We start from the raw sequence: 8,242 nt of genomic DNA on the forward strand, positions 1-8,242 counted from the left end.
CGGTCATGCCTCAGTAAGCAATCCAGGACCTCGATTTCATCCGGACCACCGTTGCCCAACGAATGCGTATGGCATACGCTTTCGGCTATGACGCAGCGACCGTGTTGATCAGTGGCGCCGGAATCGCAGGGCCAGCGCTGGCCTTCTGGCTGGCGGGCAACGGTTATCGGGTGGTGGTCGTCGAGTCGGCACCGGGGATCCGCCCTGGAGGTCAAACCGTGGACCTGCGGGGCGCCGGTGCCGACGTGGTGCAGCGCATGGGTCTGCTCGACGAACTGAAGCGCCGTTCGATGGACCAGTCAGGCATCGCCTGGGTGGCGCCGAACGGACGGCGCCGGGCGGAGATGCCGGTCGAGGCATTCGACGGCAACGGCGTGGTCTCCAAGCTCGAGATCCTGCGTGGCGATCTCGTCGACGTGCTGTACCAATCCACCAGGGAACGCGTCGATTATCGTTTCAGCACACGCATTTCCGAACTGCATGCCAACGATGAGGGCGTGGACGCGACACTGAGCGACGGCACCCGACTCACGGCTGATCTGGTCGTCGGCGCTGACGGCCCCCACTCGTCGGTGCGAAGGCTGGTCTTCGGACCGGAGGACAGTTTCGTCAAGCCGCTGGGCGGCTATCACGCGTGGTTCACCGCACCGGATCGCGTTGGCCTCGACGGGTGGTACCTGATGTACCAGGCCGCGGGTGGCCTCAACGCCTCGATGCGCCCATCGCATGATCAGTCGACCGCCAAGGCAGGCTTGGCCTTTCGTTCCGCACCGCTGACCTACGACCGACACGACCTCGACGCTCAGCGTCGACTGCTCGTGGAGAGGTTCGCCGGTGCGGGATGGCAGTGCGATGCACTGTTGGCGGCCGCCGAGGACGCGGACGACTTCTACTTCGACGCCTTCGCCCAGGTGCACATGGAAACGTTCTCGTCGGGCCGAGCGACCCTGGTCGGCGACGCGGGTTACTGCGCCTCACCGTTGAGCGGCATGGGAACCAGCCTCGCACTGGTCGGCGCCTATCTCCTCGCGGGTGAATTGGGTCCCGCGGCAGATACTCTCACCATCGAACACGTCGACCGAGCGCTCGCGAGCTACGGCAGGTTGATGCGGCCCTACATCGACAAGTGCCAGGATCTGCCGGCCGGCATCGACGGCTACGCACCGATGTCCAATTCCGACATCGTGGTCACGGCGTTGGTGATGAAGTGGATGCAGCGCTGGCCGTTTCGCTCCTTCGCGGCCAAGAAGTACTTCACCACCGCCGACTCGATAGAACTACCGACCTACGGAGGCCAGCGGGCCGCGCCCTAGATCGACCGTGCCAGAAGGTCGACACGGCCACGTCAGGAGCCCTCTGGAGCGCTCCGCACGGCAGCCGCAGCGGCACGAATCTGTGGGGTCACCAACATCACCTGGCCGAGGACACCGTTGACGAATCCCGGCGAGTCATCGGTGGACAGACTCTTGGCCAGCTCGACGGCCTCGTCGACGGCGACCGGTTCGGGAACGTCGTCGGCGTGGAGTAGCTCCCACACCGCCACCCGCAGCACTGCCCGATCGACCGCGGGCAGTCGCTCCAACGTCCAGCCCTGGAGGTGGGCGGAGATCAGATCGTCGATGTGCGCGGCGTGCTCGGTGACACCGTGTGCGACGGTGACCGTATACGGGTTCAGGGTCGAGACCTCGGAGTCGCTCTCCGCCAGGGTGTTGCGTCCATCGGCGATCTCAGCGGGCGTCAGCCCACGCGCCTCTGCCTCGAAGAGCAGGTCGACCGCGCGCTTGCGGGCCTGGTGGCGGCCACGGTCCCCGCGACGGTCAGGCATTCACCCGACCCAGGTAACTGCCGTCACGCGAGTCGACCTTCAGCTTGTCACCGGTGTTGATGAACAACGGCACGTTGATCTGGGCGCCGGTCTCCATGGTGGCGGGCTTGGTGCCCGCGCTGGACCGGTCCCCCTGCAGTCCGGGATCGGTATGGGAGACGATCAGCTCGACCGTCACCGGCAGCTCCAGGTAGAGCGGCGCGCCCTCACTGAACGCGACCTGCACCGGCATGCCCTCGAGCAGGTAGTTCGCCGCGTCACCGACCAGGGTCTCCGGCAGCGGGTGCTGTTCGAAGTCCTGCGCGTCCATGAACACGAAGTCGGTGCCATCGCGATACAGGTACGTGGTGTCGCGACGATCGACGGTGGCGGTCTCCACCTTGACGCCCGCGTTGTACGTCTTGTCGACGACCTTTCCGGAGAGGACGTTCTTGAGCTTGGTTCGCACGAACGCGGGGCCCTTGCCAGGCTTGACGTGCTGGAACTCGGTGATCTGCCACAGCTGGCCGTCGATCTGCAGGACGAGCCCATTCTTGAAGTCGGCGGTCGATGCCACGGTCGGTACTACTCCTAGCCTCTTTTAGAGAATCGCCAGTTCCTTGGGGAACCGGGTCAGCAACTCAGGTGTGGGTGCATCGTCACTGCCCACGACCAGCGTGTCCTCGATGCGGACACCGCCATGGCCGGGCAGATAGACGCCGGGCTCCACGGTTACCGCGGAGCCAGCAAGCAGTGTACCGGCGGATGAGGCGCTGATCCCCGGCGCTTCGTGGATCTGCAGCCCGACACCGTGGCCGAGGCCGTGACCGAAGTTCTCCGCGAAGCCCGCATCGGCGATGACCTGGCGCGACGCGCCGTCCACGTCCGACAGCGACACCCCGGGCGCGAGCGCGTCGGTGCCGACCCGCTGAGCGGTGGCGACCAGGTCGTAGACGTCGAGCTGCCACTGCGCCACCGGGGACAGCACGAACGTTCGCGTCATGTCCGAGTGATAGCCGGCGACCAGCGCACCGAAGTCGATCTTCACGAAGTCGCCCGACGCCAGCACGGAATCGGTCGGCCGGTGGTGAGGGATCGCCGAGTTCGGGCCTGCGGCCACGATCGTCTCGAAGGACACGCCGTCGGCACCGTGGTCGAGCATCCGCGACTCCAGGTCGCGCCTCACCTCCTTCTCGGTGCGACCGGACCGTAGACCACCCGCCGCCACCAGGTCGGCGAGCGCCGCGTCGGCGGCCTCGCACGCCAACCGCAGTAGCGCGATCTCGCCGGCGTCCTTGACCTCGCGAAGCGCCTCGACCGCACCGGCCGCCCTCCGCAATTCGACGTCGCCCGCGGCCTTCTTCAGCAGCACGTGGCCGTCGACCGTCACCACGTGGCTCTCGAAGCCGAGCCGTCGCACGCCGCACCCGGCCGCAAGGGCCGTCAGATGAGGCCCACAGGATCGATCGATGACGATCTCGGCGTCAGGGGACTGCTGTGCGGCCTGGGTCTGGTACCGCCCATCGGTCGCGAGTACCGGAACCTCGTCGTCGACACGAATCAGTAGCGCGGCGTTCGATCCGGTGAAACCGGACAGATATCGCACGTTGACCAGGTCTGTTACCAGCATGGCGTCCAACTCGGCGGCGGCGAGTCTGCGACGCAGGCGGGCCCGGCGCTGTGAAATCGTCACAGCGCCTGACGGTACTCGCTACGCTGTGCCCCCATGAGTAAGTGGTTGCTGCGCGGACTGGTGTTCGCGGCCCTGATGGTCATCATCCGATTGCTTCAGGGAGCCCTGATCAACCTGATGGAAAGCCAGGCGCTGTTGATCAGCGTGATCCTGGTCGTGGTGTTCGCCATCGCGGCGTTCCTGTGGGGTTTGATCGACGGCCGCGGCGACGCGCAGGCCAATCCCGATCCCGACCGCCGGGCCGACCTCGCCATGACCTGGCTAGTGGCCGGCCTGTTCGCGGGCATCGTCAGCGGCTTCGTGGCGTGGTTCATCTCGCTCTTCTACCAGAACCTGTACGCCGAGGGTCTGCTCAACGAGGTGACCACGTTCGCCGCGTTCACCGCGCTGCTGATGTTCGTCTTCGCCATCGGAGGCGTTGCACTCGGCCGTGGGCTCGTGGATCGCAAGGCGCCGCCGGTTCAGCGTCACACCATCGATGGCGACCGCGCCGACACCGACGTGTTCGAGGCCGTCCGCGACGACGAGGCACCGGTGCACTCCGGCGCCTCCACCGGTGACGAGACCACCCCGGTGAGCGTCGAGAAGAACTCTTAGCCGCTCTCCGCGAGGTAGCGCAGGGCGAGCAGGTAGCCCTGCACGCCGAGTCCGACGATCACGCCCGTAGCGATGGCACTCAGGTACGAGTGGTGCCGAAACTCTTCGCGCGCATGCACGTTCGAGATGTGGACCTCGATCAGCGGCGCAGTCAGCTCCGAACACGCGTCCCGAAGTGCCACCGAGGTGTGAGTCAACGCGCCGGCATTGAGCACGACGGGCTCCCCCGCGTCGGCGGCGTCGTGAACCCAGCCGAGTAACTCGGCCTCGCTATCTGACTGTCGCACCAGGACTTTCAGACCGAGCTCAGCGGCTTCGCGCTCGATGATCCCGACCAGATCGTCGAACGTGGTCCTGCCGTAGACCTCCGGTTGACGGCGCCCGAGCCTGCCCAGATTGGGGCCGTTGAGTACGTTGACGGTCACCGAATCGTTCATTGGGCCGCGATCTCCGAGTAGGCGGCGACCAGCAGCGCGGGATCCGGGCCCTCGAGCCTTCCCGGCTTGGCCAGACCCTCGAGGACCACGAATCGCAAGACGCCGGAACGGGTCTTCTTGTCGCCGGCCATGTACTCGAGCAGCTGCGGGAACGCATCGGCGTCGTAGGTCACCGGAAGGCCGAGCGCTGTCAGGACGGTGCGGTGGCGATCGGCGGTCTCGTCGTCGAGGCGCCCGGCCAGCCTGCCCAGCTCCGCCGCGTAGACAAGCCCAACCGACACCGCCGCTCCATGGCGCCACCGGTAGCGCTCTCGGCGCTCGATCGCGTGGGCCAGGGTGTGTCCGTAGTTGAGGATCTCGCGCAGCTGCGATTCCCTCTCGTCCGCGGCGACGACCTCGGCCTTGACCACCACCGAGCGGCGGATGAGTTCGGGCAGGACCGGACCCCTGGGGTCGAGTGCCGCTTCCGGGTCGGCTTCGATCATGTCGAGGATCACGGGGTCGGCGATGAACCCGGCCTTGACGATCTCCGCCATGCCCGCCACGATCTCGTTGCGCGGCAACGTCTCCAACGTCGCCAAGTCGATGAGCACCGCGAGTGGCTGATGGAACGCACCGACGAGGTTCTTGCCTGCGTCCGTGTTGATTCCGGTCTTGCCACCGACTGCGGCGTCCACCATGCCAAGCAGCGTGGTAGGCACGTGCACGACGTCGACGCCGCGCAGCCACGTGGCCGCGGCGAATCCGCTGACGTCGGTGGCCGCGCCGCCGCCCAGGCTCACGACCGCATCTTGGCGACCGATGCCGATGCGGCCCAACACATCCCAGATGAAGCCGACGACGGGAAGCTCCTTGCCCGCCTCCGCGTCTGGGATCTCGATGCGATGCGCATCGATTCCCTTGTCGGACAGATGGTGCCGAATCGCCTCGGCGGTTTGGTTCAGCACCGGTTGATGCAGGATGGCCACCCGGTGGCGGCCGTCGAGCACGCGGGCCAGGTCGTCGAGCAGCCCTCTCCCGATGATCACCGGGTAGGGGCTGTCGACCAGGACCTCGACGGTGACGGGTTCAGTCATTGCGCGCCTCTGCTCGACGGGCCAGCGCCGCGGGACTCGGCGGCGCCTCGGTGGTGGGTGCGGGGTTCAGGACCGTGGGGAGTCTGCGCCACGCCGGCCTGCGGCGGCGCTTCGCGGGCGGCCGTTCAGTGGCCGCGCTCTCCATTCGTTGCACGATGTGGCGCACCACCGCCCCCGGATTGCGCCGATTGGTGTTGATCCGCAGCGTCGCCACCTGCCGGTACAGCGGGACGCGCTGCGCCATCAATTCTCGGAACCTCTCCCCCGGGTCGCCGCCCGCGAGCAGCGGCCTGGCCGTTCCGCCGGTTGTGCGCCGGATGCCCTCGGCCGCAGTGATTTCGAGGTAGATGACCGTGTGGCCGACGAGCGCGTCACGGACTTCTGGCGTCGTGATGGCGCCGCCTCCGAGGGAGACCACCCCGTCGTGTTCGGCCAGCGCTGCGCGGACGACGTCTGCCTCGATGCGGCGGAACTGCGCCTCGCCCTCGACGAAGATGTCCGCGATGCTGCGGCCCGTGGTCTCGACGATCTTGGCATCGGTGTCGAGCAGCGGCACGCCAAGTGCCTTGGCGAGGCGGCGCCCGATGGTGGACTTGCCCGACCCGGGCATGCCCACGAGCACGGCCCTTGGCGCCATCAGCCCGACGCCTGCACGGGTTCGACCACGTGTTGGCGCTTCGCGACGCTCGCCAGGTAGCCGTCGACGTTGGCCTTGGTCTCGGCCAGCGAGTCGCCGCCGAACTTCTCCAGCGCGGCACGGGCCAGCACCAGCGCCACCATCGTCTCGACGACGACGGCCGCGGCGGGCACCGCGCACACGTCGGAGCGCTGGTGAATGGCAACGGCTTCCTCACCGGTCGCCATGTCGACCGTCGCCAGTGCCCGCGGCACGGTCGAAATGGGCTTCATCGCGGCCCGTACCCGCAGTGCCTGACCGTTGGTCATACCGCCCTCCAAACCGCCTGCGCGGTTGGTCGAGCGCATCACCCCGTCGGGGCCCGGATAGATCTCGTCGTGGGCCACGCTGCCGCGGCGGCGTGCGGTCTCGAAGCCGTCGCCGATCTCGACGCCCTTGATGGCCTGGATTCCCATCACGGCGGCCGCCAGCTGACTGTCGAGCCGGTTGTCGCCGCTGGTGAACGACCCAAGACCGATGGGCAGCCCGTCGACGACGACCTCGACGACGCCGCCGAGCGTGTCGCCGTCCTTCTTGGCATCCTCGATCTCGGCGATCATGGACTGCTCGGCCGCTTCGTCGAACGCCCGAACCGGACTGTCATCGATGCGGGCCAGGTCCTGCGGCCGCGGCGGCGGCCCGTCATAGGGCTTCGACGCGCCGATCGCGATGACGTGTGAGAGCACCTCGACTCCCAGCGCCTGGCGCAGGAACTCCCTGGCGACGGTGCCTGCGGCAACGCGGGCGGCGGTCTCGCGGGCGCTGGCCCGCTCCAGCACCGGGCGCGCGTCGTCGAAGCCGTACTTGAGCATGCCCGCGTAGTCGGCGTGCCCCGGCCGTGGCCGGGTCAGCGGCGCGTTGCGCGCTCCGTCGAGCTCAGCCTGGTCGACGGGGTCGGCTGCCATCACGGTTTCCCACTTGGGCCACTCGGTGTTGCCGATCTCGATGGCGATCGGACCGCCGAGGGTGAGGCCGTGGCGTACCCCGGCCAACACGGTGACGGCGTCGGCTTCGAACTTCATCCTGGCCCCGCGGCCGTAGCCCAGCCTGCGGCGCTTCAACTGCCCGGCAATGTCCTCGGACGTGATCTCGAGGCCGGCCACCATACCCTCGACCAGCGCCACCAAGGCGCGGCCGTGGGATTCACCAGCTGTGGTCCATCGCAACACGCGTCCCATCTTCCCATGGCAGCCCCGACCTGACGTAATCCCTCATACCAGGGTGCGCTGCAGCAGCAAGGTGTCGACGAACCTGTCGTGCTTGTAGCCGACATTCCTCAGGCGGCCCGCGTCGGTGAAGCCGAACCGGCGGTGCAACTCGACGGAGGCGGGATCGCCCGTGTCGGCAATCACCGCGACCACCTCCCTGATGCCTCTGCCCGCGCTCGCTCGGAGCAACCCCCGCATCAGTTCGGTGCCACAACCCTGCCCGACGGCCCGCGGCGCGACGTACACCGAGTCCTCGACCGTCGACCGATAGGCCGGTCGCGTCTTCCACGGTGCGCAGTAGGCGTAGCCGGCGACGGCACCCACGCGTTCGGTGACGATGAACGGCAGGTCTGCGCCGGTGATCGAGTCGAAGCGCAGTCGCCACTCCTCCCTGTCGGGCGGATCGAGCTCGAAGGTGGCGACGCTGGTGCGCACGTAGTGGGCGTAGATCTCCGCGATCGCATCCAGGTCGTCGAGTGTGGCGGCGCGTGTGGACATGGTCGGTCTCCCCCGTTCGAATCAACGGTAGGTCTAGAGGGCCACCAGGGCGACCGCTGCGAGCGTCGCGACGCACATCGACGGTCCGTGCGGCACGGTGATCGCCCCGGTGCCCCGAGTCCGTACGACGACGACGATCCCCCACAGCGCCGTCAGCAGTGGCGCCGCGATCGCCGCGAGCACCCAGGCATCGACCCCGAACGCGCCAGTCAGCGCACCGACGCCGATGGCCAACTTGACGTCCCCCGCGCCC

10 protein-coding genes and 1 pseudogene are annotated in these 8,242 nt (G+C 67.8%); 2 read left to right on the top strand and 9 right to left on the bottom strand.

Features of this window, described 5'->3' with window-relative positions:
* Positions 1 to 68: 68 nt before the first annotated feature.
* On the top strand, positions 69 to 1,313 hold the full coding sequence (locus ACRDUX_RS00585) for an FAD-dependent oxidoreductase (RefSeq protein WP_526410000.1): 1,245 nt from the start codon (positions 69 to 71) through the stop codon (positions 1,311 to 1,313).
* Between the two features lie 32 nt (positions 1,314 to 1,345).
* Here the strand turns inward: ACRDUX_RS00585 and nusB are convergent, their stop codons facing one another.
* The 3 genes from nusB to ACRDUX_RS00600 are packed head-to-tail and all read right to left on the bottom strand — an operon-like array spanning position 1,346 to position 3,497.
* A complete protein-coding gene (nusB, locus tag ACRDUX_RS00590; RefSeq protein WP_526410002.1) occupies positions 1,346 to 1,825 on the bottom strand; it encodes a transcription antitermination factor NusB in 480 nt (159 codons plus the stop codon).
* The gene (gene efp / locus ACRDUX_RS00595; RefSeq protein WP_526410004.1) at positions 1,818 to 2,381 is read right to left on the bottom strand and encodes an elongation factor P; all 564 of its coding nucleotides are present in this window, start codon (positions 2,379 to 2,381) and stop codon (positions 1,818 to 1,820) included. Before efp ends, nusB begins: the two co-directional genes overlap by 8 nt.
* A gap of 24 nt (positions 2,382 to 2,405) precedes the next feature.
* Positions 2,406 to 3,497: a M24 family metallopeptidase gene (locus ACRDUX_RS00600; protein ID WP_526410006.1), complete on the bottom strand. Its 1,092-nt coding sequence runs from the start codon at positions 3,495 to 3,497 to the stop codon at positions 2,406 to 2,408.
* Positions 3,498 to 3,530: 33 nt separating this feature from the next.
* On the opposite strand from ACRDUX_RS00600, the gene ACRDUX_RS00605 reads away from it, so the two are divergent.
* A complete protein-coding gene (locus tag ACRDUX_RS00605; protein ID WP_526410008.1) occupies positions 3,531 to 4,094 on the top strand; it encodes a B-4DMT family transporter in 564 nt (187 codons plus the stop codon).
* Here ACRDUX_RS00605 and aroQ read toward each other — a convergent pair.
* From aroQ to ACRDUX_RS00635, 6 genes and pseudogenes are all read right to left on the bottom strand, one after another.
* Complete coding sequence (gene aroQ, locus ACRDUX_RS00610; protein ID WP_526410010.1) at positions 4,091 to 4,531, bottom strand: type II 3-dehydroquinate dehydratase; 441 nt, start codon at positions 4,529 to 4,531, stop codon at positions 4,091 to 4,093. The two genes, ACRDUX_RS00605 and aroQ, sit on opposite strands and share 4 nt — an antisense overlap.
* On the bottom strand, positions 4,528 to 5,607 hold the full coding sequence (gene aroB / locus ACRDUX_RS00615) for a 3-dehydroquinate synthase (protein ID WP_526410012.1): 1,080 nt from the start codon (positions 5,605 to 5,607) through the stop codon (positions 4,528 to 4,530). The genes aroQ and aroB overlap by 4 nt, the downstream gene beginning before the upstream one ends.
* Positions 5,600 to 6,244 (bottom strand): shikimate kinase, encoded by a 645-nt coding sequence (locus ACRDUX_RS00620; RefSeq protein WP_526410014.1) that lies wholly within the window; start codon positions 6,242 to 6,244, stop codon positions 5,600 to 5,602. The genes aroB and ACRDUX_RS00620 overlap by 8 nt, the downstream gene beginning before the upstream one ends.
* A complete protein-coding gene (aroC, locus tag ACRDUX_RS00625; RefSeq protein WP_526410016.1) occupies positions 6,244 to 7,452 on the bottom strand; it encodes a chorismate synthase in 1,209 nt (402 codons plus the stop codon). The genes ACRDUX_RS00620 and aroC overlap by 1 nt, the downstream gene beginning before the upstream one ends.
* 42 nt (positions 7,453 to 7,494) lie before the next feature.
* Positions 7,495 to 7,989, bottom strand: coding sequence for a GNAT family N-acetyltransferase (locus ACRDUX_RS00630; RefSeq protein WP_526410018.1), 495 nt, complete (start codon positions 7,987 to 7,989; stop codon positions 7,495 to 7,497).
* 33 nt (positions 7,990 to 8,022) lie between these two features.
* Positions 8,023 to 8,242: pseudogene (locus ACRDUX_RS00635) on the bottom strand (prepilin peptidase); the annotation flags it as partial.

The organism is Mycobacterium sp., assembly GCF_050701675.1.
Taxonomy (GTDB): Bacteria; Actinomycetota; Actinomycetes; order Mycobacteriales; family Mycobacteriaceae; genus Mycobacterium.